Origin of the sequence: Micromonospora sp. NPDC005806 (genome assembly GCF_042871425.1) — a bacterium.
In the GTDB taxonomy this organism is placed as follows: Bacteria; Actinomycetota; Actinomycetes; order Mycobacteriales; family Micromonosporaceae; genus Micromonospora.
In genome coordinates, this window is the sequence record NZ_JBIAIL010000002.1 from 127,330 (window position 1) to 152,162 (window position 24,833).

22 protein-coding genes and 1 tRNA gene are annotated in these 24,833 nt (G+C 73.4%); 13 read left to right on the plus strand and 10 right to left on the minus strand.

Features of this window, described 5'->3' with window-relative positions; genetic code table 11:
* Window positions 1–39 precede the first annotated feature (39 nt).
* The gene (locus tag ACFYOS_RS03130) at window positions 40–1,452 is read right to left on the minus strand and encodes an amidase (protein ID WP_387135533.1); all 1,413 of its coding nucleotides are present in this window, start codon (window positions 1,450–1,452) and stop codon (window positions 40–42) included.
* A gap of 16 nt (window positions 1,453–1,468) precedes the next feature.
* Entirely contained in the window at window positions 1,469–2,611 is a 1,143-nt protein-coding gene (locus ACFYOS_RS03135; RefSeq protein ID WP_387135536.1) for a cystathionine gamma-synthase, read from the minus strand.
* A gap of 134 nt (window positions 2,612–2,745) precedes the next feature.
* Between ACFYOS_RS03135 and ACFYOS_RS03140 the strand changes: the two genes are divergently transcribed.
* The 8 genes from ACFYOS_RS03140 (at window position 2,746) to ACFYOS_RS03175 (ending at window position 11,698) form a co-directional block, all read left to right on the plus strand.
* On the plus strand, window positions 2,746–3,159 hold the full coding sequence (locus ACFYOS_RS03140) for an HIT family protein (RefSeq protein WP_387135539.1): 414 nt from the start codon (window positions 2,746–2,748) through the stop codon (window positions 3,157–3,159).
* Window positions 3,160–3,228: 69 nt separating this feature from the next.
* Window positions 3,229–3,891: a peptide-methionine (S)-S-oxide reductase MsrA gene (gene msrA, locus ACFYOS_RS03145; RefSeq protein WP_387135542.1), complete on the plus strand. Its 663-nt coding sequence runs from the start codon at window positions 3,229–3,231 to the stop codon at window positions 3,889–3,891.
* Window positions 3,892–4,093: 202 nt separating this feature from the next.
* Window positions 4,094–5,878 carry an N-acetylglutaminylglutamine amidotransferase gene (locus tag ACFYOS_RS03150; protein WP_387135545.1) on the plus strand — a complete coding sequence of 595 codons (1,785 nt, stop codon included), beginning with the start codon at window positions 4,094–4,096 and terminating at the stop codon, window positions 5,876–5,878.
* A 2-nt stretch (window positions 5,879–5,880) separates the two neighbouring features.
* Window positions 5,881–7,707 (plus strand): N-acetylglutaminylglutamine synthetase, encoded by a 1,827-nt coding sequence (gene ngg, locus ACFYOS_RS03155; protein ID WP_387135548.1) that lies wholly within the window; start codon window positions 5,881–5,883, stop codon window positions 7,705–7,707.
* Window positions 7,704–8,879 carry an osmoprotectant NAGGN system M42 family peptidase gene (locus tag ACFYOS_RS03160; protein WP_387135550.1) on the plus strand — a complete coding sequence of 392 codons (1,176 nt, stop codon included), beginning with the start codon at window positions 7,704–7,706 and terminating at the stop codon, window positions 8,877–8,879. Before ngg ends, ACFYOS_RS03160 begins: the two co-directional genes overlap by 4 nt.
* Window positions 8,880–9,210: 331 nt before the next feature.
* A complete protein-coding gene (locus ACFYOS_RS03165; RefSeq protein WP_387135552.1) occupies window positions 9,211–10,140 on the plus strand; it encodes a ribonuclease Z in 930 nt (309 codons plus the stop codon).
* Window positions 10,137–10,646, plus strand: a complete 510-nt coding sequence (locus tag ACFYOS_RS03170) for a GNAT family N-acetyltransferase (protein ID WP_387135554.1) — start codon at window positions 10,137–10,139, stop codon at window positions 10,644–10,646. Before ACFYOS_RS03165 ends, ACFYOS_RS03170 begins: the two co-directional genes overlap by 4 nt.
* 98 nt (window positions 10,647–10,744) lie before the next feature.
* Complete coding sequence (locus ACFYOS_RS03175; RefSeq protein WP_387135556.1) at window positions 10,745–11,698, plus strand: S1C family serine protease; 954 nt, start codon at window positions 10,745–10,747, stop codon at window positions 11,696–11,698.
* A gap of 45 nt (window positions 11,699–11,743) precedes the next feature.
* On the opposite strand, the gene ACFYOS_RS03180 is transcribed toward ACFYOS_RS03175, so the two are convergent.
* Together ACFYOS_RS03180 and ACFYOS_RS03185 are read right to left on the minus strand one after the other, a co-directional pair.
* The gene (locus ACFYOS_RS03180) at window positions 11,744–13,114 is read right to left on the minus strand and encodes a cystathionine beta-synthase (RefSeq protein WP_387135558.1); all 1,371 of its coding nucleotides are present in this window, start codon (window positions 13,112–13,114) and stop codon (window positions 11,744–11,746) included.
* Between the two features lie 75 nt (window positions 13,115–13,189).
* Window positions 13,190–13,546, minus strand: a complete 357-nt coding sequence (locus tag ACFYOS_RS03185) for a YkvA family protein (RefSeq protein WP_387135561.1) — start codon at window positions 13,544–13,546, stop codon at window positions 13,190–13,192.
* Between the two features lie 145 nt (window positions 13,547–13,691).
* Between ACFYOS_RS03185 and ACFYOS_RS03190 the strand changes: the two genes are divergently transcribed.
* The 4 genes from ACFYOS_RS03190 (at window position 13,692) to ACFYOS_RS03205 (ending at window position 18,534) form a co-directional block, all read left to right on the plus strand.
* Window positions 13,692–14,735 (plus strand): SGNH/GDSL hydrolase family protein, encoded by a 1,044-nt coding sequence (locus tag ACFYOS_RS03190; RefSeq protein ID WP_387135563.1) that lies wholly within the window; start codon window positions 13,692–13,694, stop codon window positions 14,733–14,735.
* Between the two features lie 136 nt (window positions 14,736–14,871).
* Window positions 14,872–15,669 (plus strand): SGNH/GDSL hydrolase family protein, encoded by a 798-nt coding sequence (locus ACFYOS_RS03195; protein WP_387135566.1) that lies wholly within the window; start codon window positions 14,872–14,874, stop codon window positions 15,667–15,669.
* Between the two features lie 78 nt (window positions 15,670–15,747).
* Window positions 15,748–17,010, plus strand: coding sequence for an acetyl-CoA C-acetyltransferase (locus ACFYOS_RS03200; RefSeq protein WP_387135569.1), 1,263 nt, complete (start codon window positions 15,748–15,750; stop codon window positions 17,008–17,010).
* 42 nt (window positions 17,011–17,052) lie between these two features.
* Window positions 17,053–18,534 carry a CHAD domain-containing protein gene (locus ACFYOS_RS03205; protein ID WP_387135572.1) on the plus strand — a complete coding sequence of 494 codons (1,482 nt, stop codon included), beginning with the start codon at window positions 17,053–17,055 and terminating at the stop codon, window positions 18,532–18,534.
* 4 nt (window positions 18,535–18,538) lie between these two features.
* On the opposite strand, the gene ACFYOS_RS03210 is transcribed toward ACFYOS_RS03205, so the two are convergent.
* The 4 genes from ACFYOS_RS03210 to ACFYOS_RS03225 all read right to left on the minus strand — a co-directional run bounded on the left by ACFYOS_RS03210 (window position 18,539) and on the right by ACFYOS_RS03225 (window position 20,794).
* Window positions 18,539–18,859 carry a hypothetical protein gene (locus ACFYOS_RS03210; RefSeq protein ID WP_387135574.1) on the minus strand — a complete coding sequence of 107 codons (321 nt, stop codon included), beginning with the start codon at window positions 18,857–18,859 and terminating at the stop codon, window positions 18,539–18,541.
* Between the two features lie 17 nt (window positions 18,860–18,876).
* Window positions 18,877–19,635: a Bax inhibitor-1/YccA family protein gene (locus ACFYOS_RS03215; RefSeq protein ID WP_387135576.1), complete on the minus strand. Its 759-nt coding sequence runs from the start codon at window positions 19,633–19,635 to the stop codon at window positions 18,877–18,879.
* Between the two features lie 128 nt (window positions 19,636–19,763).
* Complete coding sequence (locus ACFYOS_RS03220) at window positions 19,764–20,603, minus strand: Bax inhibitor-1/YccA family protein (RefSeq protein WP_387135578.1); 840 nt, start codon at window positions 20,601–20,603, stop codon at window positions 19,764–19,766.
* Between the two features lie 107 nt (window positions 20,604–20,710).
* Window positions 20,711–20,794: transfer RNA gene (locus tag ACFYOS_RS03225), tRNA-Leu, on the minus strand.
* 103 nt (window positions 20,795–20,897) lie between these two features.
* Here ACFYOS_RS03225 and ACFYOS_RS03230 point away from each other — a divergent pair.
* On the plus strand, window positions 20,898–22,730 hold the full coding sequence (locus ACFYOS_RS03230) for a hypothetical protein (RefSeq protein ID WP_387135580.1): 1,833 nt from the start codon (window positions 20,898–20,900) through the stop codon (window positions 22,728–22,730).
* Between the two features lie 66 nt (window positions 22,731–22,796).
* Here ACFYOS_RS03230 and ACFYOS_RS03235 read toward each other — a convergent pair whose 3' ends face one another.
* Both ACFYOS_RS03235 and ACFYOS_RS03240 read right to left on the minus strand, forming a co-directional pair.
* A complete protein-coding gene (locus ACFYOS_RS03235) occupies window positions 22,797–24,128 on the minus strand; it encodes an NAD(P)/FAD-dependent oxidoreductase (RefSeq protein ID WP_387135582.1) in 1,332 nt (443 codons plus the stop codon).
* A 102-nt stretch (window positions 24,129–24,230) separates the two neighbouring features.
* Window positions 24,231–24,791: a hypothetical protein gene (locus ACFYOS_RS03240; RefSeq protein WP_387136043.1), complete on the minus strand. Its 561-nt coding sequence runs from the start codon at window positions 24,789–24,791 to the stop codon at window positions 24,231–24,233.
* Window positions 24,792–24,833 lie beyond the last annotated feature (42 nt).

Genomic DNA, 24,833 nt, shown 5'->3' on the forward strand with positions numbered 1-24,833 from the left:
CCGTGGTCCGCGTGCGGAATTCGCGGACACGCTAGACGATCATGCGGTGGCCGGCGACCCCGTACCGACCCGGGGGTAGCCGGGGGCGTGCCGCTGCCAGGGGGTCTGCATCTCGAACTGGCCGGCGACGCCGAGCAGCAGCAGCTCCGAGCCGGGCGGGCCGACGAACTGCACGGCGACCGGCAGGCCGTCCGGGCGGCGGCCCACCGGCACCACGATCGCCGGCAGCCCGGCGATGTTCCACGGCGCGGCGTACGGGGCGTACCGGATGTTGGCCCTCATGTTCGCCAGCCAGGAGCGGCCGGACCAGCCGGCGGCCTCCGGCGGCGGGCCGGCCAGCGCCGGGGTGAGCAGCAGGTCGACGGAGTGGTCGGCGAAGAAGTTCACCGAGCGCTCGCGCCAGGCGGCCCGGTCGGCCTCCCGGACGTACCCCCGGCGCTGCGCCCACTCGCCGAGGGCCACGTGCCGGCGGCTGCGGCGCTGGAGGCCACGCCGCTCCACCCCGGCGGCCTGCACGTCGGCGGCGGCCGCGGCGAACCAGGTGGCCAGACCCTTGAGGCCGAGCGCGGTCGGGTAGACCGGGTCGGCGGGGACGGTGTCGTGCCCGGCGGCGGCCAGCAGCCGTCCGGCGGCGGCCACCGCGTCCCGGTTGGGGGCGTCCGGCGCGACGCCACGCACCGGCGAGCGCAGCGAGACGCCCACCCGCAGCCGCTGCGGCGGGACCAGCTTCTCGGGGCGGCGGCCGGCCAGCACCGAGAAACCGACCGCCGCGTCCGCGACCGTGGTGGCCAGCATGCCGTGCTCGGCGAGGCCGAACCAGTCGTCCGCGCCGAGCTGGTAGGGGATCACGCCCCGGCCCGGCTTGAGCCCGACCAGGCCGCAGCAGGCGGCCGGGATGCGGATCGAGCCGAGGCCGTCGTTGCCGTGCGCCATCGGCACCAGCCCGGCGGCCACCGCGGCGGCGGCGCCGCCGGACGAGCCGCCGGGGGTACGCCGGGTGTCCCACGGGTTGCGGGTCACCCCGGTGTCGTCGTCGGTGACCGCCCAGAGGCCGAGTTCCGGCATCCGGGTCACCCCGAGGATCACCGCGCCGGCGCCGCGCAGCCGGCGGACCACCTCGTGGTCGGCCTCCGCCACCCGGGTCCGCGCGGCTGCCGAGCCGTTCCAGGTGGGCAGGCCGGCGACCGGGGTGTTCTCCTTGACCGCGACCGGCACCCCGGCCAGCGGGAGGTTGGCCAGGTCCTCCTGCTCGTCGACCTTCTCCGCCTCGGTGATCGCCTCCCCGCCGCGTACCGTGCGGAACGCGGCGAGGTCGGCGTCGGCGTGCGCGATGTAGTCCAGGTGGTCGGCCACCACCTGGGTGGCGGAGACGTCGCCCCGGCGTACGCCCCGGGCGATCTGCTTGGCGGTCGCCCCCACCCAGGTCGTCGGCATGATGTCCGGCACGGCCATCCTCCCCAGCCAGCGGTCAGCCCAGCGCCTGCTCCAGATCGGCGAGCAGGTCGTCGACCGTCTCGATGCCGACAGACAGTCGCACGAGATCGCCGGGAACTTCAAGCGGCGAGCCGGCAGCACTTGCGTGTGTCATCCGTCCCGGGTGTTCGATCAGGGACTCGACCCCACCGAGGGACTCGGCGAGCACGAAGAGCTTGGCCCGGTTGCAGATCTCCACGGCGTGCTCCTCGCCGCCCGCGGCGCGGAACGAGATCATGCCGCCGAACCGGCGCATCTGCTTGGCGGCCACCTCGTGACCCGGGTGCGAGGGCAGGCCCGGGTAGATGACCTGGCCGACCTTGGCGTGACCGTCCAGGTAGGCCGCGATCCGCTCGGCGTTGTCGCAGTGCCGGTCCATCCGCACCCCGAGGGTCTTGATGCCACGCAGGGTGAGCCAGGCGTCGAACGGGCCGTTGATCGCGCCCATCGCGTTCTGGTGGTAGCGCAACTCCTCGCCGAGGGCCCGGTCGGCGACGACCAGCGCGCCACCGACCACGTCGGAGTGTCCGCCGATGTACTTGGTCGTGGAGTGGACCACCACGTCGGCGCCGAACGCGATCGGCTGCTGCAGGTACGGCGAGGCGAAGGTGTTGTCGACCACCAGCAGCGCGTCGGACTCGTGCGCGACGGCGGCCAGTGCGGCGAGGTCGGCGATGCCGAGCAGCGGGTTGGTCGGCGTCTCCACCCAGACGATCTTCGTGGTGCCGGGGCGGATGGCGGCCCGCACCGCGTCCGGGTCGGAGACCTTCGCCGGGGTGTACGCCAGCCCCCAGCGCTCGGCGACCTTGGCGAAGAGCCGGTAGGTGCCGCCGTACGCGTCGTCGGGGATGACCACGTGGTCACCCGGCTTGCAGACGGTCCGCAGCAGGGCGTCCTCGGCGGCCAGGCCGCTGGCGAAGGCGAGGCCCACCGGCCCGCCCTCCAGCGCGGCCAGGCACTCCTGGAGCGCGTCCCGGGTCGGGTTGCCGGAACGGCTGTACTCGTAGCCCTGCCGGGGCGCGCCGACGGCGTCCTGGGCGTAGGTGCTGGTCTGGTAGATCGGTGGGATCACCGCGCCGGTGCGGGCCTCCGGGTCCTGGCCGGCGTGGATGGCGAGCGTGTCGAAGCCGTGACTCATGCCCGAGACGTTAGTCCGCCCTCCCGCCCAAGCGGGTGGAACCCCGCCGTCGTCGACGAGTCGACGAGACCTGGGACCGAGGTGGCGCGCGACGGAGGACGGCGGCGTCCCGGCGGAGCGCATAGCCTGGCCCGGTGAGCGGGTGCGTGTTCTGCGGGATCGTGGCGGGTGAGGTGCCCGCGTTCACCGTCGTCGACGAGCCGGACGGGGTGGCCTTCCTGGACACGCGACCGGTGTTCAAGGGGCACGTGCTGGTGGTGCCGCGGACCCACCTGGTCACCCTCGACACGCTGCCGGCCGAGGTGCTGCCCGGCTACTTCCGGCTGGTGCAGCGGGTCATCGTCGCGGTGGAGACCGGTCTCGGCTCGGGCGGGACGTTCGTGGCGGTCAACAACAAGGTGTCCCAGTCCGTCCCGCACCTGCACACCCACGTGGTGCCGCGCACGAAGGGCGACGGGCTGCGCGGCTTCTTCTGGCCGCGTACCCGCTACACCGACGACGCCGAGGCCCGGGAGTACGCCGACCGGATCGCCGCGGCCCTCGGCTGACCTCGCGGGTAAGGAAGCGGGAACCGGCGGTGTTGCACAGGCTGGGAAAGCCGAGAGAGGAGTCCCACCGTGTTCCTTCGCCGCATGAAGGCCGAAATGATCTCCCCCGACCGGGCCCTGCCGGGCCGACTGATCGCGATGCCCGTCGCCGACCGGCACGAGGTGCTGCCGTCCTCGCTGAAGGGCCCGTTCCCGGAGGGCTCGCAGGTCGCCGTCTTCGGGATGGGCTGCTTCTGGGGCGCCGAGCGGCTGTTCTGGACGCTCCCGGGCGTGATCACCACGTCGGCCGGCTACGCGGGTGGCTACACCGCGAACCCGACGTACGAGGAGGTCTGCTCGGGGATGACCGGGCACGCCGAGGTGGTCCAGGTCGTCTACGACCCGACGAAGATCAGCTACGAGGACCTGCTCAAGGTCTTCTGGGAGAACCACGACCCGACCCAGGGCATGCGCCAGGGCAACGACGTCGGTACGCAGTACCGGTCGGCGATCTACGCCACCACCGACGAGCAGATCGCCACCGCGCAGGCGTCCCGGGACGCGTTCGCGCCGATCGTGGCGCGGGCCGGCAAGGGCGAGATCACCACGGAGATCGCCCGGCTCGGTGACTACTACCTGGCCGAGGACTACCACCAGCAGTACCTGGCCCCGACGAAGAACCCGAACGGGTACTGCAACCACGGCCCCAACGGGCTGAGCTGCCCGGTCGGCGTGGCGCGTACCGCCGGCTGACCGGCCGGATGTCCGTTTCCCGGGCCTGCGGTGTTTGTCACACCGTGGGCCCGGCTCATTTCGGTCAGCCGGCCGCCCGGCGGCAGCAACGCCGCCGCTGACCAGAGCTCCACATCGAGCGGCGCGCATTTTAGCAGAACGTAGGGCCGGGGACATCAGCTCAACAGGCGGACTGCAGAAGCCTCTGGCAGCATGGGCTCGCATGTGCGGACTTGCCGGAGAGTTCCGTCGGGACGGCGCGCGCGCCGACGTCGCGGCGGTGGAGCGGATGGCGGCCACCATGAGTGACCGGGGGCCGGACGACAGCGGGGTCTGGTCACAGGGGCCGGTGGCCCTCGGCCACCGCCGCCTGAAGATCATCGACCTCTCGGCGGCCAGCGGCCAGCCCCTGGTCGACCCCACCACCGGCCTCACCGGCGTCTTCAACGGCTGCATCTACAACTACCGCGGGCTCCGCGAGGAGCTGCGGGCCAAGGGCCACCGCTTCTTCTCCTCCGGCGACAGCGAGGTCGTGCTCAAGGCGTACGCGGAGTGGGGGCTCGACTTCGTCGACCACCTGGTCGGCATGTTCGCCGTGGCGATCAGCGAGCGGGACACCGGCCGGCTGGTGCTGGCCCGGGACCGGCTCGGCATCAAGCCGCTCTACCTGGCCGAGAACCCCGGCGTGGTGCGCTTCGCCAGCACCCTGCCGGCGCTGCTGGCCGGCGGCGGGATCGACACCTCGATCGACCCGGTGGCGCTCGCCCACTACCTGAGCTTCCACAGCATCGTGCCGCCACCGCGGACCATCCTGCGCGGCGTCACCAAGCTCCCCCCGGCCACGGTCCGGGTGTACGAGGCGGACGGTTCCACGCACGAGCGGGTCTACTGGGACCCGTCCTTCACCCGTGCCGTCGAGCGCTCCGGCTGGTCCGAACGGGACTGGCAGGACGCCCTGCTGGAGTCGCTGACCACCGCCGTACGCCGCCGGATGGTGGCCGACGTGCCGGTCGGCGTGCTGCTCTCCGGCGGGCTGGACTCCAGCCTGGTGGTCGCGCTGCTGGCCGGGGAGGGTCAGTCCGGCCTGGCCACCTTCTCCATCGGTTTCGACGCGGTGGGCGGCCGGGAGGGCGACGAGTTCGTCTACTCCGACCTGGTGGCGAAGACGTTCGGCACCGACCACCACCAGATCAAGGTGCCCACCGGCGACCTGCTGCCGCCGCTGGAAGCCGCCGTCGCGGCCATGAGCGAGCCCATGGTCAGCCACGACTGTGTGGCGTTCTGGCTGCTCAGCCAGGAGGTCGCCCGGCACGTCAAGGTGGTCCAGTCCGGCCAGGGCGCGGACGAGATCCTGGGCGGCTACCACTGGTACCCGCCGCTGGCCGGGGTCGACCGGGAGCGGGCGCTCGAGACGTACGCGAACGCCTTCTTCGACCGCGACGCGGCCGGACTGGCCCGGGTGCTCAACCCGGCGTGGCTGACCGACGGCGACCCGGCGCGGGAGTTCGTCGCCGCCCACCTGGCCCGGCCGGGGGCGCAGACCGCAGTCGACGCCGGCCTGCGGATCGACACCCAGGTCATGCTGACCGACGACCCGGTCAAGCGGGTGGACAACATGACCATGGCGCACGGGCTGGAGGCCCGGGTGCCGTTCCTCGACCACGAGTTCGTCGAGCTGGCCGCGAGTTGCCCACCGGAGCTGAAGCTCGCCCAGGGCGGCAAGGGCGTGCTCAAGGAGATCGGCCGCCGGGTCCTCCCGCACGAGGTGATCGACCGCCCGAAGGGCTACTTCCCGGTGCCGGGCCTCACCCACCTCGAGGGCAAGCTCCTCGACCGGGTACGCGACGCCCTCTCCGCGCCCGAGGCCCGCCGCCGCGACCTGTTCCGCGCCGACTACGTCGACGCGCTGCTCGCCGACCCGAACGCCGAACTGACCCCGTTGAACGGAAACAAGCTGTGGCAACTCGGACTCCTGGAAATGTGGCTCCAGAGCCACGGAATCGACTGACCGTGACCGACACCCTCGCCAGCGGGACGGCGCGTACCGACCGGGAGCGGGTGCTGGGCCGACGCCGGGAACGGGTCGGCCCGGGCGGCGATCCGGTCGCCCCCGGCACCGCGGAACCTCGACGACAGCCGTCCGACGACGCCGGGGTGGTGCTGGACTGCGGCTGGGGCCGGCTGGTCTTCGGGCAGACCTTCACCGAGCAGGTCGAGGTCGCCGACGTGCTGCGCTCCGAGGCGGTTGGCGCCCGGGACATCTGCATCTACCTGCGGGACCCGCACGTGCTGGTGTCCCGACTCCCGGACGAGCTGTTCATCGACCCGTCGCTGACCTATCGGCTGCCGCTGGGCGAGCGCCGGCCGGCCGCCACCGAGGGCGGCCAGATCCCCGGCCTGACCATCCGCCCGCTGCGCGACGCCGACGACGCGGACGCGGTGAACCGGATCTACGCCCGCAACGGCATGGTCACCGCGCCGGTCGAGGTGCTGGTCGACAACGCTCGCACCGACCGGTTCCTGCACCTGGTCGCCGAGGCGACCACCGGCGAGGTGGTCGGGACGATCACCGGCGTGGACCACGTCGCGGTCTTCGCCGACCCGGACAACGGGGCGAGCCTGTGGTGCCTGACCGTGGACTTCAACACCGCCCCGCCCGGCACCGGCCAGGTGCTGCTCACCGCGCTGGCCGACCGGCTCGACGAGCGGGGCCGCGCGTTCGTGGACCTGTCGGTGCTGGCCGAGAACTCCGGGGCGGTCCGGCTCTACGAGCGGCTGGGCTTCCACCGCACCGGGACACTCTGCGTGAAGCGGAAGAACCCGATCAACGAGCGGCTGTTCCTGCCCGCGGCCCCGGAGGGATACGACGAGCTGAACCCGTACGCGAAGATCATCGCGGACGAGGCGATGCGGCGCGGCATCCGGGTGGAGGTCACCGATCCGCACTGGGGCGAGCTGAAGCTGAGCAACGGCGGCCGGGCCGTGCACACCCGGGAGTCGCTGTCGGAGCTGACCTCGGCGGTGGCGATGAGCCGCTGCGACGACAAGCGGGTCACCCGGCGGATCCTCACCGAGGCCGGCCTCAGCGTGCCGCGCGGCCGGACGGCCAACGGCGACCCGGACGACCTGGCCTTCCTGGCCGACGTCGGCCCGGTCGTGGTCAAGCCGGCGCGGGGCGAGCAGGGCAACGGCATCACCGTCGGGGTGCGTACGCCCGAGGCGCTGACCGCGGCGGTCGAACTGGCCCGCCGATTCTGCCCGGACGTGCTGATCGAGGAGCTGCGCGACGGCGAGGACCTACGGGTGATCGTCATCGACCACGAGGTGGTGGCCGCCGCCGTGCGCCGCCCGGCCCAGGTCACCGGCGACGGTGTGCACGACGTCACCGAGCTGATCGAGCGGCAGAGCCGCCGGCGGGCCGCCGCCACGGGCGGCGAGTCGACGATCCCGGTCGACGACATGACCCGCGAGGTGGTCGCCGAGGCCGGCTACCGGATGCACGACGTGCTGCCGAAGGGCGACGTGCTGGCCGTACGTCGGACCGCCAACCTGCACACCGGCGGCACCATCCACGACGTGACCGCCGAGCTGCACCCCGCGGTCGCCGAGGCGTGCATGGCGGCCAGCCGCGCGCTGGACATCCCGGTCACCGGGCTGGACCTGCTGGTGCCCGCGCCGGGCCGCCCCGAGCACGTGTTCATCGAGGCGAACGAGCGGCCCGGCCTGGCCAACCACGAGCCGCAGCCGACCGCCGAACGCTTCGTCGACCTGCTCTTCCCCGGCACCCGGGCACCGCAGCGGCTCTGGTCGCCGGCCGGTACGGGAGGTGCCGCGTGAGCCCGAAGCCACTGGAGATCGACCTCGACTACCTGCGTCAGGTGCTGGTCGAGCTGCTGGAGATCCCCAGCCCGTCGGGGCGTACCGACCACATCCAGCAGTACGTGGGGGAACGCCTCTCCGCGCTCGGCGTCGGCTCGACGCTGACCCGGCGCGGGGCGCTCAGCGCCTGCCTGCCCGGCCCCCGGGAGACCGGCGCCGATCGGGCGATCGTGGTGCACACCGACACCATCGGCGGCATGGTGAAGCGGCTCAAGGGCAACGGCCGGCTCGAGCTGAAGCCGATCGGCACGCACAGCGCCCGCTTCGCCGAGGGCGCCCAGGTGCGGATCTTCACCGACGACCTGGACCGGGTGATCACCGGCCAGGTGCTGCCGCTGAAGGCCAGCGGCCACCGCTACAACGAGGCGGTCGACCTGCAGGGCGTCGGCTGGGAGCTGGTCGAGGTACGGGTCGACGAGCCGGTCACCGACGAGGCCGGCCTGCGCGCGCTCGGCATCGACACCGGGGACTTCGTCGCGCTGCTGGCCAACCCGACGATCACCCCCAGCGGGTACGTCAAGTCCCGGCACCTGGACGACAAGGCCGGGGTGGCCGCGGTGCTGACCGCGTTCAAGGCGCTGGTCGACGCCGGCGTCACCCCGGCGGTGACCGCGCACCTGCTGGTCACCGTCACCGAGGAGATCGGGCACGGGGCCAGCCACGGCCTCGACCCGGACGTGGCGGAGATCGTCTCGGTGGACGCGGCGGTGGTCGCTCCCGGGCAGCAGTCCCGGGAGGACGCGGCCACCCTGGCCATGGGCGACGGGGTGGGCCCGTTCGACTACCACTTGACGCGCCACCTGGCCGCGATCGCCGGGGAGCACGGCGTCGACCTGGTCCGGGACGTCTTCGACTACTACCGCTCCGACGTGGCGGCGGCGGTCGAGGCGGGCGCGCACGCCCGGGTGGCGCTGCTCGGCTTCGGCGTCGACGCCACCCACGGGCACGAACGCACCCACCTCGACGGGCTGCGCCATCTGGCCCAGCTGCTCTGCCTCTACCTGCAGAACCCGCTGGTCTTCCCGGAGTGGGACGCCGAGCCGGAGGGCGACCTGGTCGACTTCCCGTCGCTGGCCGTCCAGCCGGCCTCCGAGGAGGGCCCCCGCGAAGGCCCGATCGGCCTGGACTGATCGGGTGGCGCCCCGGATTCCCGATCCGCCTGTGATCCAAATCCGTTGCCGGGCTCACCGGGATGTGGATAGCGTGGCGGTACACGGGAAAGGAGGTGGTCCAGACTTGTATAGCAATCGGACTCGTGAGGTGGCTGTCCGCTAGCCGCTGTCCTCGACAGTGAAATCCCGTCCGCCGCGAGGCGGGCACAGGCACCATCGTCGAGACCGTGTGGCAGCGGTACGGCGAAACCACGACAGCCACCCGACCCCCGGGGTGCCGACCCAGTCCAGTCGGCCCGCGCGAGCGCGGAAGCCCCGGGGGTCGCTTCATGTCCGGCGGGAGGCCGCTTTGTCCATGCGCGAGCTGGTGGTGCTGGGTACGGCCAGCCAGGCCCCGACCCGACAGCGCAACCACAACGGCTACCTGCTGCGCTGGGACGACGAGGTGCTCCTCTTCGACCCCGGCGAGGGCAGCCAGCGGCAGATGCTGCATACCGGGATCTCGGCCACCGACCTCACCCGGATCTGCGTCACCCACTTCCACGGCGACCACTGCCTGGGCCTGCCCGGCATGATCCAACGACTCTCCCTGGACCGGGTGCCGCATCCGGTGGCCGTGACCTTCCCGGCCGGCGGCATGGACTACTTCCACCGGCTGCATCACGCCTCGAGCTTCTACGAGACCGCCGACCTGGTCGTCGAGCCGATCGAGGCCGACGGGCAGCGAATCGAACTGGGCATCGGCACGCTGGAGGCGCGCCGGCTGCGGCATCCGATCGAGACCTACGGCTACCGGCTGGTCGAGCCGGACGGCTGCCGGATGCTGCCGGAGAAGCTGGCCGCGTACGGCATCGCCGGCCCGGCCGTCGGCAAGCTGCTCCGCGATGGCCACCTGGACGTCGACGGACGCCGCGTCAGCCGGGACGAGGTGAGCGTGACCCGACCGGGCCAGCGGTTCGCCTTCGTGATGGACACCGGGCTCTGCGACGCGGTGTGGGCGCTGGCCGAGCAGGCCGACCTGCTGGTCATCGAGTCGACGTTCCTGGAGCCGGAGGCCGCGCTCGCCGCCGAGGTCGGCCACCTCACCGCGGCGCAGGCCGCCCGGGTGGCGGCCGAGTCCGAGGTACGCACGCTCGTGCTCACCCACTTCTCCCAGCGGTACGCCGACCCGCGCCGGTTCGCCGACGAGGCCCGCGAGCACTTCGCCGGGGAACTGGTGATCGCCGAGGATCTGCTGACCGTCCCGGTGCCGCCCCGACGGGTAGCCTCGGCCGGGTGACGGTCTCCCTGCGCCCCGCCACCGAGGCCGACCTGATGGCGGTCGGCGCGCTGCACCAGCGGTCCCGGGTGGCGGCGTACTCGTCGTTCCTGCCGGCGGAGGCGCTGGCCGCGCCGACGGCGGAGGAGATGGGCCGGTACTGGGTGGAGCGGTGGACCTGGGAACGGGCCGACCACCGGATGACCGTCGCCGAGCGCGGCGGCCTTCTGGTGGGCTTCAGCTACCTGGGGCCGGACGACCAGCACGACCCGGCCACCGGGCTGCTCAACGCGATCCACCTGGAACCGGACGAGCTGGGCCGGGGCACCGGCCGCGAGCTCATGATCGACGCGTTGAGGGCGATGCGGGACCGCGGTTGGTCGCGGGCAGTGCTCTGGGTGCTGCGGGAGAACGCCCACGCCCGCGCCTTCTACGAGCGCGGCGGGTGGACGCCGACCGGGGCCGAACGGGAGGACCTGATCGGCCCGGCGGTCACCACCCAGGTCCGCTACGCCCGCCCCCTGTGACGGCCATCCCGCAGCTTCGGCGTCGGCATGATTGCTGGTCGGCGTTCGCTCTGAGCTGACCGGGGCATGCCGCCCGGGCCACCGGCGTTGTCAGGAACATGGACACCGACCACGGCCCTTCCGGGCCGGCCGACGCGCCGCTGGACGCGTACTCCCGGGTGGTGACGACCGTGGCCGGCCGGGTACTGCCCAGCGTGGCCGCCCTGTCGGTGCGGACCGCGCGCGGCGCGGGCGCCGGCTCCGCCGTGGTGATCGGCCCGGACGGACTGCTGCTCACCAGCGCGCACGTGGTGCAGGGCGCCCGGGACGGGGCGGCCGCCTTCGGCGACGGCGTCGAGACCCGGTTCCGGGTGGTCGGCGCCGACCCGCTGTCCGACCTGGCCGTGCTGCGGGCGGAGGAGACGACCGTGCCGCCGGTGGAGCTGGGCGACGCGGACGGTCTGCGGATCGGCCAGCTCGTGGTCGCGGTCGGCAACCCGCTGGGGCTGGCCGGCTCGGTCACCGCCGGGGTGGTCTCCGGGCTGGGCCGGTCGCTGCCCGCCCGGGACGGGCGGGTCACCCGGCTGATCGAGGACGTCATCCAGACCGACGCGGCGCTGAACCCGGGCAACTCCGGCGGCGCGCTGGCCGACTCGGCCGGCCGAGTGGTGGGAGTGAACACGGCGGTCGCCGGGTACGGCCTCGGCCTCGCCGTACCGCTGAACGCCACCACCCGGCAGATCATCGCCGAGCTCACCACCGACGGCCGGGTCCGACGGGCCTGGCTGGGGGTCGCCGGCGTGCCGGCGCCGCTGCCGCCGGAGGTCACCGAACGCACCGGACAGCGGCGCGGCCTGCGGGTCGTGGAGGTGGTGCCCGGCAGCCCGGCCGGGCTGGCCGGAATCTACCTCGGGGACGTGATCGTCTCGGCCGGCGGCCGGGCGGTGCAGGACGGGCAGGGGCTGCAACGACTCATGCTCGGCCCGGCCATCGGCGCCCGGTTGCCGGTCACGGTGCTGCGGCGGGGTGCCTTCGTCGACGTGGTCGCGGTGCCCACCGAGCTGACCCGCTGACGCGACGAGGGCCGCTCCCCGCGGGAGCGGCCCTCGTCGGTGACCTCAGCGGGCGCCGAGGTGGGCGAGCAGGTCCTGCCGGGTCAGCACGCCCTTCGGCTTGCCGTCGACCAGCACCAGCGCGGCGTCGGCCTTCTCCAGCAGCGCCACCGCCTCGCTGACCGGCTGCCCGCCGCCGATCATCGGCAGCGGCTCGGCCATGTGCCGCTCGATCGTGTCGTGCAGGTGCGCCTGCCCGGTGAAGAGCGCGTCGAGCAGGTCCTTCTCGGCGATCGAGCCGGCCACCTCGCCGGTGACCACCGGCGGCTCGGCCTTGAGCACCGGGAGCTGGGAGACGCCGTACTCGCGCATGTAGTCGATGGCGTCGCGGACCGTCTCGGTCGGGTGCACGTGCACCAGCTCGGGCAGGCCGCCCGGCTTGCCGGCGAGGGCGTCGGCCACGGTGGACTCGGTGCCGGAGTCGTCCAGGAAGCCGTACCGGGCCATCCACTTGTCGTTGAAGATCTTGGACAGGTAGCCCCGGCCGCTGTCCGGCAGCAGCACCACGATCACGTCGTCCGGACCGGCCTTGCGGGCCACCTCCAGGGCGCCCACCACGGCCATGCCGCAGGACCCGCCGACCAGCAGGCCCTCCTCGCGGGCCAGCCGCCGGGTCATCTCGAACGACTCCTTGTCCGACACCTCGACGATCTCGTCGGCGACGGTCCGGTCGTACGTCTCCGGCCAGAAGTCCTCACCGACGCCCTCGACCAGGTACGGCCGCCCGGTGCCGCCGGAGTAGACCGACCCCTCCGGGTCGGCGCCGACGACCTTGACCCGCCCCTCCGAGGCCTCCTTGAGGTAGCGGCCGATGCCGGAGATGGTGCCGCCGGTGCCGACACCCGCGACGAAGTGGGTGATCCGCCCCTCGGTCTGCTGCCAGATCTCCGGGCCGGTGGTCTCGTAGTGCGAGCGCGGGTTGGCCGGGTTGCTGTACTGGTTGGGCTTCCAGGCGCCGGGGATCTCCCGGGCCAGCCGGTCGGAGACGTTGTAGTAGGAGCGCGGGTCCTCAGGCGCGACGGCGGTCGGGCAGACCACCACCTCGGCGCCGTACGCGCGCAGCACGTCCTGCTTGTCCTGGCTGACCTTGTCCGGGCAGACGAAGACGCACTTGTAGCCCTTGAGCTGGGCCACCAGGGCCAGACCGACACCCGTGTTGCCGCTGGTCGGCTCGACGATCGTGCCACCCGGCTTGAGGATCCCCGCCCGCTCGGCGTCCTCCACCATCCGCAGCGCGATCCGGTCCTTCACCGAACCGCCCGGGTTGACGTACTCCACCTTCGCCAGCACGGTCGCCTGGATGCCCTCGGTGACGTTGCGCAGGCGTACCAGCGGGGTGTTGCCGATCAACTCGACGACGTTGTCGTAGTACTGCACCTCGTTGTGCCCTTCGTTGCGCCGCCGCCGACGGCGGCCGGGAAGACTTCGGTCCGTCGCCCAGGGTACGTGCCGTCAGGGCACCACATGCCCGGGGATGACGGAGCTGCGACGCGCCTCCCACTCCAGAAACCGCTCGGTCTCGGCGAGCACGCTGCCGGCCAGCCAGGTGACCATCACCGCGTCGTCGGCCAGGCCGAACACCGCCAGCGGGATCTCCGGCAGCAGGTCGATCGGCGAGACGATGTACGCCGCAGCCGCGGTCATCAGTGCCAGCCGGAGACCGCCGTCGTACTCCCCCTTCGCGGTGGCCCGGATCATCCGGGGCAGCGCCGCCAGCCGGGCACCCAGCGACGGCCCGCCCCGCGCCCCCGTCGCCAGGGCCCGGGCCAGCGCGGTGAAGGCCGCGCTCCGCTTCAACGTCTTCCCCATCTCCTCGCCCCTTTCCGCTCGACCAGGGTGCGGCCCGGGCGCAAGCCCCGGCGTACCAGTGCGGAACAGGTACCCGGAACCGTTGTCTCCCAGCCTCCTGATCACCACGAGAGCGGGTGTCGTAGTGGCGCGATAATGTCGGTTCATGGGGGACGCTGGTTCCGTCGCACCGGTCGGCTGGCAGCGCGCCCGGCGGATCGCCCGGATGGCGGCGATCGGCACGGGCGCCACCGTGGCGGCCACGGTCGCGACGGGTGGGGTGCTGCTCGGCCAGGCCCGGCAGGCCCGGCGCACCATCCCGATGGCCGAGGCGCCCCCGCCCCGCTGTGACGGGGTCTACGGCGCGAAGCTCCCCGGCCCGCCGGTCACCATGGTGATCCTCGGCGACTCCTCGGCCGCCGGCTACGGCGTGCACCGCCGCCGCGAGACCCCGGGCGCGCTGCTGGCCACCGGGCTCTCCCGCCGGCTGCACCGGCCGGTTCGGCTGCACCGGTTCGCGGTGGTCGGCGCCCTGTCGGCCGGGCTGAAGCACCAGGTCGAGGCGGCCCTGGAGGTCGAGCCGGACGTCGCCGTCGTGCTGATCGGCGGCAACGACGTCACCAACCGCACCCCGCCGTCGGTGGCCGTGCGTTACCTGGTCGACGCGGTCCGCACGCTGCGCGCCGTCGGCTGCGAGGTGGTCGTCGGCACCTGCCCCGACCTGGGCGCGATCCAGCCGATCCAGCCGCCGCTGCGCTGGCTGGCCCGCCGCTGGAGCCGTCAGCTCGCCGCTGCCCAGACGGTGGCGGTGGTCGAGGCGGGCGGCCGGACGGTCTCCCTCGGCGACCTGCTCGGCCCCCGGTTCGCCGCCGAGCCGGCCCGGATGTTCGCCTGGGACCGGTTCCACCCGTCCGCCGAGGGGTACGCGGTCGCCACGGCGGCGCTGCTGCCCACCGTGCTGTCCGCGCTGGGCGCCGGCCAGGAACGCAGGCCTTCGCTCGCCCTGCGGGAGGGCGTCCGGTCACTCCCGGAGGCGGCCCACGAGGCGGCCCGGCACGCCGGCACCGAGGTCAGCGGCACCCGGTTCCGGGGCCGCGAACGGGGCCCCGGCGGGCGCTGGGCACAGCTCCGGCGGCGGGCCTTCTTCGGCGTCGGCGCGGTGCCGCAGTCCGGTCCCGCGGAGTCACCGACGCTGGAGGGACTGGCATGAGCGGGCCCAGCGGGGGCATCATCAGCAGGCACAACGCGGGTCACGCTCACGTCGACGCCGTTCGCGGAGTCGGCGGCAGCCGTCGGCGCCGCGAGCGGACCGGCCCGCGCACCGTCGGACCTGGGGAGGTGTCGTCATGACGCAGCGTAACGAGCTAGTGGTCCGGCTGGGTCGGGCCGCGGCGCTCTCCCTGGTTGCCGGCACGGTGGGCGGAGCGGCCGTCCTCGCCGGTCAGGCCATCGCCGCCCGCGCCCGCCAGTACGCGCAGCCCGAACTGAGCCTCGCGCTGCGGGCCACGGTGGGCCGGACGGGTGCCCCGCCGCTGCGGCTGGTGCTGCTCGGCGACTCCTCGGCGCTCGGCGTCGGGGTGGAACGCTTCGAGGAGACGGTCGGCGGCCTGCTCGCGCACCTGCTCGCCGAGGGGCCGACCGGCCGGCGGGTGCACCTGTCGAGCGTGGGGGTCTCCGGCTCCCGCGCCACCGACCTGGCCACCCAGGTGGCTCGGGCGCTGCTCGGCGACCGTCCCGACGTGGCGGTGATCCTGATCGGGGCGAACGACGCCACCGCGCTGGCCCGCCCGGGGGACGCGGCGGCGTACCTGGGGTCAGCGGTGCGCCGGCTGCGCGAGGCGCACGTCGAGGTGGTCGTGGGCACCTGCCCGGACCTGGGCGCGGTCCGCGCGGTCGCCGCCCCGCTGCGCCAGGTGCTGGCCTGGTCCGGCCGGCGGATCGCCCGGGCCCAGACCGCGGCCGTGCTGAACGCCGGCGGCAGCGTCGTGGACCTGGGCACCGAGACCGGCCCGGTGTTCCGGGCGGACGCCGGGACGCTCTGCCACGACGGCTACCACCCCTCCGCCGACGGCTACCGGGTCTGGGCGCATGCCCTGCTGCCGGCGGTCGAGGCGGCGGCCGCGGTTGCGTCCCGGCACCACTGACCCGGGCCCCGGGCGGGTGACATTTCCCGCCCGGCCGCCAGCTTCCGCCTCAAGTTACTCGCGGGTTAACGTTGGTTCATGCCGATTGAGTCGCCGCGCGACGCCGTCATCGTCGCCACCGCCCGGTCCCCCATCGGCCGGGCGTTCAAGGGTTCCCTGCGGGACGTCCGCCCGGACGACCTCGCCGCCACCATCGTCCAGGCCGCGCTCGACAAGGTCCCCGCGCTCGACCCCACCACGATCGACGACCTCTACCTGGGCTGCGGCCTGCCCGGCGGTGAGCAGGGCTTCAACATGGCCCGGGTGGTCGCCACCCTGCTCGGCCTGGACGGCCTGCCCGGCGCCACGCTGACCCGGTACTGCGCCTCCTCGCTGCAGACCACCCGGATGGCGCTGCACGCGATCAAGGCCGGCGAGGGTGACGTCTTCATCTCCGCCGGCGTCGAGACGGTCTCCCGGTACGCCCGGGGCAACTCGGACACCCTGCCCCCGGAGGCGCGGGCGCTGGTCGGTGGCGGCTGGGAGAACCCCCGCTTCGCCGAGGCCCGCTCGCGCTCCGCGGCCCGCGCCCAGGCCGGCGCCGAGGTGTGGACCGACCCGCGCGAGGCCGGCCAACTCCCCGACATCTACCTGGCCATGGGGCAGACCGCGGAGAACCTCGCCCAGGTCTACGACATCACCCGCGAGGACATGGACGCGTTCGGTGTCCGCAGCCAGAACCTGACCGAGAAGGCCATCGCGGACGGCTTCTGGGCCCGCGAGATCACCCCGGTGACCACGCCGGACGGCACGGTGGTCAGCACCGACGACGGCCCCCGCCCGGGGGTGACCCGGGAGGCCGTCGCCGGCCTGAAGCCGGTCTTCCGCCCGGACGGTCGGATCACCGCCGGCAACTGCTGCCCGCTCAACGACGGCGCCGCCGCCGTGGTGATCATGAGTGCCCGGCGCGCCAGCGACCTCGGCCTCACCCCGCTGGCCCGGATCATCTCCACCGGCGTCACCGCGCTGTCGCCGGAGATCATGGGCCTGGGCCCGGTCGAGGCGTCGAAGCAGGCCCTCAAGCGGGCCGGCATGACCATCGACGACGTCGACCTGGTCGAGATCAACGAGGCGTTCGCCGCCCAGGTGATCCCGTCGTATCGACAGCTCGGCATCCCGGAGGAGAAGCTGAACGTGATGGGCGGCGCGATCGCCGTCGGCCACCCGTTCGGCATGACCGGCGCCCGGATCACGGGCACCCTGCTCAACGCCCTGGAGTGGCACGACAAGACCATCGGTCTGGAGACCATGTGCGTCGGCGGCGGCCAGGGCATGGCCATGGTGCTCGAGCGACTGAACTGAGCAATCGATTCGCCGGACATCGAGCCGGGTACCGGAGGCGTCATGGCAACGGTGGTGGAGCGGGAACGCAAGTTCACCGGTGACGAGGAATTCCGGCTGCCCGACCTGACTGGGTGCGGTGGCGTCGTGACGATGTCCGACGCCACCGCCCTCGACCTGGACGCGGTCTACCTGGACACCGCCGACCTGCGGCTGGCCCGGAGCGGCTTCGCGCTGCGACGGCGTACCGGCGGGCACGACGCGGGCTGGCACCTCAAGGTCGGGCCGGCCGGCGGCGCCCGGACCGAGTACCAGTTCCCGGCCGGGCCGGACGACACCAAACCGCCACCCGAGCTGGTCGCGCTCTTCCGGGCCGCGTCCCGGGGCGAGGCGGTCGCCCCGGCCGCGCGGATCGTCACCCGCCGCCGGGAACGCCGCCTCCTCGACGACGCCGGACGCACGCTGGCCGAGGTCGCCGAGGACAGCGTCGAGGCCCACGACCTGGTCAGCGGGGAACGGCGGGCGTGGCACGAGATCGAGGTCGAACTGGTCGACGGCGACGAGGCCCTGCTCGACGCGGTGGCGGCCCGGCTGCGCGAGGCCGGCGCCCGCCCGGTGCCGGTGTCGAAGTCGCACCGTGCCCTCGGCACCCGGCTCGCCGCCACCCGCCCGGCTCCCGCCGATCCGGGGGCGGCCCCGGTCCTCGACTACGCGACCGCCCAGCGGGACGCGCTGATCGCGAACCATCCCGGGGCGTGGAGCGGCGACGAGGACGCGGTGCACGACATGCGGGTCGCGGCCCGCCGGCTCCGCTCCACGCTGCGTACCTTCCGGGGGCTGTGGGACCGGGGGGAGAGCGAGCCGCTGCGGGCGGAGCTGCGCTGGCTGGGCGGGCAGCTCGGGCCGGTCCGGGACATCCAGGTGATGGCCGCCCGGCTCGCCGAGGCCGTCCGCGCGGAGCCGGACCAGCTGGTGCTCGGCCCGGTCGCGGCACGGATCGCCGAGCGGTTCGCCGCCGACCTGGCCGCCGCGCACGACGAGCTGCGCACCGCCCTTTGCTCCGACCGGTACGCCGACCTGCTGCGCCGGTTGGACGCGTTGCTGGCGGGCCCGCCCGCCCGGACGGTGGACGCCCGCCGGGTGGCCCGCCGGGTACGCCGGGCGGTGACCCGCGCGGATGACCGGTTGGATCGGGCCCTGACCAGCGGGACCGACGACGTGGCGCTGCACGAGGCGCGGAAGGCGTACAAGCGGGCCCGGTACGCGGTGGAGGTGCGCGAGCCGGCCGTCGGGAAGCCCGCCGCCAGGCTGGTGACGCGGCTCAAGGAACTCCAGGACACCCTCGGCGTGCACCAGGACTCGGTGGTGACCCGCGAGGTGCTGCGCCGCCAGGCGCTGCGGGCGTACGCCGCCGGCGAGAACACCTTCACGTACGGCCTGCTGCACGCGCGGCAGGCCACGGCGGCCGAGCGGGACGGGTCGGGGCTGCTCCGGGCCCGGGACCGGGCCCGACGACGGAAGATCCGGCGCTGGCTGAAGGGTTAATCGGTCAGAGCGCGGAGCGGGTCCTGGCCACCGCTGCGGCGGCCTCGGCCAGCACCGGCTCCGGCGGGCCGGCCGTCACCAGGTCGGCGGCGACCACCCGGAGCTGGTCGGGCAGGACCAGGTCGCTGCCGAGCCGGGGTACGTCCCGGCGCGGCTCGCCCGCCACGTCCGCCGCCAGGTTGGCGATCTCCTGTACCAGCTTGTGCACCAGGTCGGCGCGGGACACGTTGCCGCCCTCGGCCTGCGCCGACCAGCGCGGCTGCGCCCAGTGCCCGACCTGACGGACCAGCAGTTCCACCGCCCGGTCCAGTTCCGCTGCGCTCATCCCGGCCGAGTCTACGGTCAGCGGCGGACGTAGCTGAGCAGGCGGAGGATCTGCCAGTACAGGAAGATCAACCCGACCACCAGCCCGAACGCGCAGAACCAGGCGTACCGCCGGGGCAGGCCGGCGCGGGCGGAGCGCTCGATCAGGTCGAAGTCGAGGATGAAGCTGAACGCCCCGGCGATGATCGCCACCACCGAGAAGACGTACGGCAGCCAGCCGACCTGCGCGGTCAGGCTGTAGACCTCCAGCCCCTGCCGCCCGGTGAGCAGGTACGTGACCAGGTTGACCAGGCTGAGCGCGACGATTCCGATGAGCGCGCCGAGGACCAGCCGGGCCAGCCGCGGGGTGGCCCGCACCACCCGGGCCCGGTAGAGCAGCGCCATGCCGAGGAAGACGCCGAAGGTGCCGACCACCGCCTGGGCCACGATCCCCGGATAGACCAGCTCGAAGGCCCGGCTCGCCACCCCGAGCAGCAAACCCTGGAGCACCGCGTACCCGGCGATCAGCGGCGGGTTGGTGAGCTGCTTCAGCGAGATGAAGAGCACCAGCGCGAGGCTGGCCAGGGCGCTGCCGGCGAGCGCCGCCGAGATCCACGCCGCCTGCGGGACGACCACCCAGGCGACCGCCGCCGTGACCCCGGTGAGCAGCAGCAGGCCGACCGTGCGGCTGACCACGTCAGCCACGGTCATCGCCTCGACCGCCCCGACGCCCAGCACCTGGCGTTCGGTCCGGCCGACGTCGTCCAGCCGGTCCAGCACCGGGTTGGCACTCCGCACCGTGACCTCCTCGCCGACGTACCCCGGCCTTCACTCTGCCCCGGGCGGCCCGGCGGCGGCGGGAAAACGACGACGCCCGCCGGCCGCGGTCGCGGCGGGCGGGCGTCGTGGGTCGACGGGCGGGACCGTCAGTCGTCGCCCTGGAAGTAGCTGAGCAGGCGGAGGATCTCCAGGTAGAGCCAGACCAGGCCGACCAGGATGCCGAAGGCGGCGGTCCAGGAGTAGCGCTGCGGGAGCCCCATCCGGACACCCTCCTCGATTTCCGCGAAGTTGAGCACGAAGCTCAGCGCGGCGACCACGATGCAGACCAGGCTGAACCCGATGGCCAGCGGACTGCCGTCGCGCAGGTGGGTGTTGACGCCGAACAGCGCGAGCACCAGGTTGATCAGCATGACGCCGAACAGGCCCGCGATGACGGCCACCATGATCCGGGCGAACTTCGGGGTGGCCCGGATGATCCGCGCCTTGTAGATCATCGCCATCAGGAAGAAGACGCCGAAGGTCGCCACCACGGCTTGCAGCACGATGCCGTCGTAGAGGGTGTCGAACGCCTTGCTCACCATACCGACGAAGACGCCCTCGACGATCGAGTACGCCACCACCAGCGCCGGGTTGGCCATCCGGGAGAACGAGATGATCAGGCCGAGCACCAGGCCGACCACGGCGGCGCCGATCCAGGCGACGCTGACCAGGGCGTCCGGCACGAGCACCCAGGCGGCGGCGGCCGACGCGCCGAGGATGCTGAGCAGCATGACCGTCTTGACGACGACGTCGTCCAGGGTCATCGGGGTCACGGTGGGCGGGGCCGCCGGATAGCCGTGGCCGGTCGGGTACGGCTGCTGCGGGTACGGCTGGTACTGCTGCGGATATCCGGGCTGACCGTACGGCCCGGGCTGGGCGTAACCGGCCGCCCGCTCCCGCTCGGCCGCCTGACCGAGCCGGGAGAGCACCGGGTTCGAGGTCTTCACTTCTCAGGCCTCCCTCAGGGGGTCGATGCACGTGAACGTGCAGCCTCCAGGGTAAACGGGACCGGCACCCCCGCGCCGGGAGTGAAGCTGTGGGAAAGCTGAGAGTCTGGTGCCCGGGGCGGGGGTCGAACCCGCACGCCTTGCGGCAGCCGCTTTTAAGGCGGCCGTGTCTGCCGTTCCACCACCCGGGCGGGTGACACCGACGCGCCGACACGCGGCGGTGCAGGTCTCACCGTAACCGTTGCTCGGCAACCCGGCGTACCCCGTGTGCGCCCCGCCGTTATGGTCGAGGCCGTGACCAGCGCCGCCCCCACGGCCCCCGGGCCCGATCCCGACCAGGCCGTCCTCCTCGACCCGACGGTCGTCCGCCCGACCCGGACGACCCGCCTGCTGGCCACCGTCGTCCGCCACCGCGCTGACCTGGTCGCCGGGCTGCTCTTCGCGCTGCTGGCCGGATGGCTCACCCACGGGTTGTGGCCCGCCCCCGGCCAGCGGGTGCTCGTGCTCAACCCGGCGGACCAGACCCTCTACGAGTGGTTCCTGGCCGTCGACTCGCGCGCCCTGCTCGGCGACTTCAGCCTGCTCACCGACCGGCTCAACGCGCCGGACGGGGTCAACCTGATGGCCAACACCACGGTGATCGCGCTCGGGGCGCTGTTCGCCCCGGTCACCCTGGTGTTCGGGGCGCCGGTCAGCTTCGCCCTGCTGGCCGCCGGCAACCTGGCCGGCACGGCGCTCGCCTGGTACCTGCTGTTCACCCGGACGCTGCGGATCCGCCGGCTCGCCGCCGGGCTGGGCGCGGCGCTCTGCGGCTTCGGCCCCGGCATGGTCTCGCAGACCAACGCCCACCTGCACATGACCGCCCAGTGGCTGGTCCCGGTGATCGTCTGGCTGGTGGTCCGGCTGCTTCGGGCCGCCGACCCGGCCGGCCGTCCGAACGGGCCGGACCGGCGCCGGCTGGCCACCTCGGCGGTCGGGCTGGCCGCGGCGGTCACCGTGCAGGTCTTCATCGGCGAGGAGGTGCTCTTCCTCACCGCCGTCACCCTGCTGGTGATGACCGTCGCGTACGGCCTGGCCGACCGGGCGCTGCTGCGACGGGCCCTGCCGGCGTTCGCCGGCGGGCTGCTGACCGCCGCCGGCCTGGCGCTGCTCGTGCTGGCGTACCCGCTGTGGCACCAGTTCGCGGGCCCGCAGGGCATCGCCGACGGGATGTTCAGCCCCGACTACTTCTCGGCCGACCTGACGAGCTGGTCGAGCCTCTCCCCGCTCTCCGTGCTGGGCAGCGACGCCTCGGCCCGGCTCACCACCGGGCCGGCCGAGTTCAACACCTTCCTCGGCTGGCCGCTGCTGCTGGTCACCGCCGCCTGCGCGGTCTGGCTGGGCCGCCGCCCGCTGGTGACCGCCTGCGTGGCCGGGGCGCTGGTGATGGCCGTGCTGTCGCTCGGCCCCGAGGTGGTCGTCTCCGGCGAGCGGACCGCGCTGCCCGCGCCGTACGCCCTCCTGGGCGGGTTGCCGGTGGTGGACGGCGCGCTGCCGATGCGGTTCGCCCTGGCCGTGCTGCCGCTGGCCGGGACGGTGCTGGCGCTGGCCCTGGACCGGGCGCTGGGGGAACCCGGGCGGGCCCGGCGGCTGGTCCCGCTGGCCGTGGGAGCGGCCCTGCTCAGCGTCTTCCCCGCCCCGCTGCCCACCACCGACCGGCCGCCGCTGCCCGAGTTCATCACCGCCGGTCACTGGCGGCAGTGCGTACGCCCCGGCGGGGTACTGGTGCCGGTGCCCACGGCCACCCCGAGGGACCCCTGGCCGATGCGCTGGGGCACCGCGGCCGGCGCGGCGTTCGGCATGCCGGAGGGCTTCTTCATCGGCCCGTACGGCAAGAACGGCTCGGCGGTCATGGGCACCTACAAGCAGCCCACGTCGGCGCTACTGGCCGACGTCGCCAAGCGCGGCGTGGCGCCGGCGATCGGGGACGAGCAGCGCCAGCAGGCCGCCCGGGACATCCGCTTCTGGGGCGCCTCCTGCGTGGCGCTGGCCGACGACGCGCCGCACGCGGAGACCCTGCGGCGGACCCTGGAGCAGCTCTTCGGCCCCGGCACCCGGGTCGCCGACGCCTGGACCTGGCGGTTCTGACCCGGGGCGCCGCCTGGACACGGAGCAGGGCCCATCCCGGACGGGATGGGCCCTGCTCCGACGAACTCAGACGCGGGCCGGGCCGGCCGGCGCCGACGCCTCGGCGAACTCCTCGCGCGGGTCGTGCAGCTGACCCAGCGCGACCACCTCGCGCTTGAGGAAGAACGCCAGCGACCAGTCGACCACGACCCGGACCTTGCGGTTGAACGACGGGATCCGCGACATGTGGTACGTGCGGTGCATGAACCAGGCCGGCCAGCCGGTCATCTTCACGCCGTAGACCTGCGCCACACCCTTGTGCAGACCGAGGCTGGCCACGCTGCCCGCGTGCTTGTGCTTGTAGTTGACCGGCTCGCGCCCGCGGATCACGTTCACGATGTTGTCGGCCATCCGGGAGGCCTGCCGGACCGCGTGCTGCGCGCTCGGCGAGCAGAAGTTGCCTGGCTCCTTGGTCAGGTCCGGCACGGCGGCGCAGTCGCCGGCGCTCCAGGCACCCTCGACCACCCGGTCGCCGTCCACGATCTGGAGGGTGGGCAGGCAGGTGACCCGACGCCGCTCGTCGCGCGGGAAGTCGGTGGCGTCCAGCATCGGCGACGGCTTGACGCCGGCCGTCCAGACGATGGTGTCGGCGGGGAAGCTGTCGCCGTCGGAGAGCTTCACGACGCCGTCGAGGCAGGACTCCAGCCGGGTGTCCAGGCGGATGTCCATGTTCCGCTTGAGCAGCTGCTGCACCGTGTAGGCGCCCATGTCCCGATCGACCTCGGGCAGCACCCGCTGGGTGGCCTCGACCAGGACCCAGCGCATGTCCTCCGGCTTGAGCTCCGGGTAGTAGCGAAGCGCGTCCCGAGCCATGTCCTCCATCTCGGCCAGCGCCTCGATGCCGGCGTAGCCGCCGCCGACGAAGGCGAAGGTCAGCGCGCGCCGACGGACCTCCGGGTCGGTCGTGGCGGCCGCCACGTCGAGCCGGTCCAGCACGTAGTTACGCAGGAAGATGGCCTCACCGATGGTCTTGAACCCGATGCCGTGCTCGTGCAGGCCGGGGATCGGCAGGGTGCGGGAGACCGAGCCGGGGGCGACCACGACGTGGTCGTACTGCACCTCTCGGGTCGGGCCGCTGATCGGCTGCACGATGGCGGTCTTGCGGTCGTGGTCGATCCGGGTGACCGTGCCGGCCAGGACCGTGCACTTGCGCAACTCCCGTCGCAGCGGCACCACGGCGTGCCGGGGCGAGATGTTGCCCGCCGAGGCCTCCGGAAGGAACGGCTGGTACGTCATGTGCGGCTGCGGGTCGACGACGATGACCTCGGCCTCACGGGAGCTCAGCTTCTTGGACAGGCGCAGAGCGGCGTACAGGCCAACGTGCCCGGCACCCACGACAAGGATCCGCTTCGGGTTCACGTCATCTATCTTTCCCCGGCCGGCTCCGCTAATCCCGATCGAGACCCTCTTCTGTGACGGAGCACAACCGCTGTGACCCGCGCAACGTCCTCGGCGGTCCCGTTATCTGCGACGCAGGAGCCAGCCGAGCAGGGCGCTGAGCCCCACCGCCACCAGCAGCCCGGCCACCGTCGCCGCCTGGAAGCCCCGGTCCCCGCCGACCCCGCCGAGCCAGGCCAGCACGATGCCGACCACCGCGCTCGCCAGCACCACCCCGCCGGCCCGGCACAGCCACCGGACCACCAGGTCCGGATCGACCACCGCGTCGAACGGCAGCAGCGCGGCGAGCGCGCAGAGGGTGTGCGCCAGATAGAGCAGGGTCGCCACGGCGAGCAGGCGCCACAACGCCGGTGGCCGGTCGAAGCCGACCGTGGCCAGCAGCCAGCCGGCGACCGTGACGAGCGCCGCGAAGGTCGGCCAGAACCGGCGCGGCGCGACCGCCGGCAGCACCGCCACCACGGTCAGGGCCAGCAGCGACCGCGGGGTGAAAGCCGCCACCGGGTACGCGGCCAGGAAGCCGACCAGCACCGTGACGAAGATGCCGGCGCGGATCAGCAGCGGGGTGAGACTGATCCGGCTGGCCAGGAACCGTACCGCTTGGACCCGCTCGTGCAGCCCTTCCATCAGCTCGTTCACCAGGGCCAACCTTCGGTCGCGACTGCGGGA

What these genes read in the sequence shown, in the direction of transcription:
- ACFYOS_RS03130 (WP_387135533.1), bottom strand. Translation starts at nt 1,452, where the DNA reads ATGGCCGTGCCGGACATCATGCCGACGACCTGGGTGGGGGCGACCGCC.
- ACFYOS_RS03210 (WP_387135574.1), bottom strand. Translation starts at nt 18,859, where the DNA reads ATGAGCGCAGCGGAACTGGACCGGGCGGTGGAACTGCTGGTCCGTCAG.
- ACFYOS_RS03190 (WP_387135563.1), top strand. Translation starts at nt 13,692, where the DNA reads ATGGGGGACGCTGGTTCCGTCGCACCGGTCGGCTGGCAGCGCGCCCGG.
- ACFYOS_RS03135 (WP_387135536.1), bottom strand. Translation starts at nt 2,611, where the DNA reads ATGAGTCACGGCTTCGACACGCTCGCCATCCACGCCGGCCAGGACCCG.
- ACFYOS_RS03205 (WP_387135572.1), top strand. Translation starts at nt 17,053, where the DNA reads ATGGCAACGGTGGTGGAGCGGGAACGCAAGTTCACCGGTGACGAGGAA.
- ACFYOS_RS03175 (WP_387135556.1), top strand. Translation starts at nt 10,745, where the DNA reads ATGGACACCGACCACGGCCCTTCCGGGCCGGCCGACGCGCCGCTGGAC.
- ACFYOS_RS03195 (WP_387135566.1), top strand. Translation starts at nt 14,872, where the DNA reads ATGACGCAGCGTAACGAGCTAGTGGTCCGGCTGGGTCGGGCCGCGGCG.
- ACFYOS_RS03200 (WP_387135569.1), top strand. Translation starts at nt 15,748, where the DNA reads ATGCCGATTGAGTCGCCGCGCGACGCCGTCATCGTCGCCACCGCCCGG.
- ACFYOS_RS03185 (WP_387135561.1), bottom strand. Translation starts at nt 13,546, where the DNA reads ATGGGGAAGACGTTGAAGCGGAGCGCGGCCTTCACCGCGCTGGCCCGG.
- ACFYOS_RS03150 (WP_387135545.1), top strand. Translation starts at nt 4,094, where the DNA reads ATGTGCGGACTTGCCGGAGAGTTCCGTCGGGACGGCGCGCGCGCCGAC.
- ACFYOS_RS03240 (WP_387136043.1), bottom strand. Translation starts at nt 24,791, where the DNA reads ATGGAAGGGCTGCACGAGCGGGTCCAAGCGGTACGGTTCCTGGCCAGC.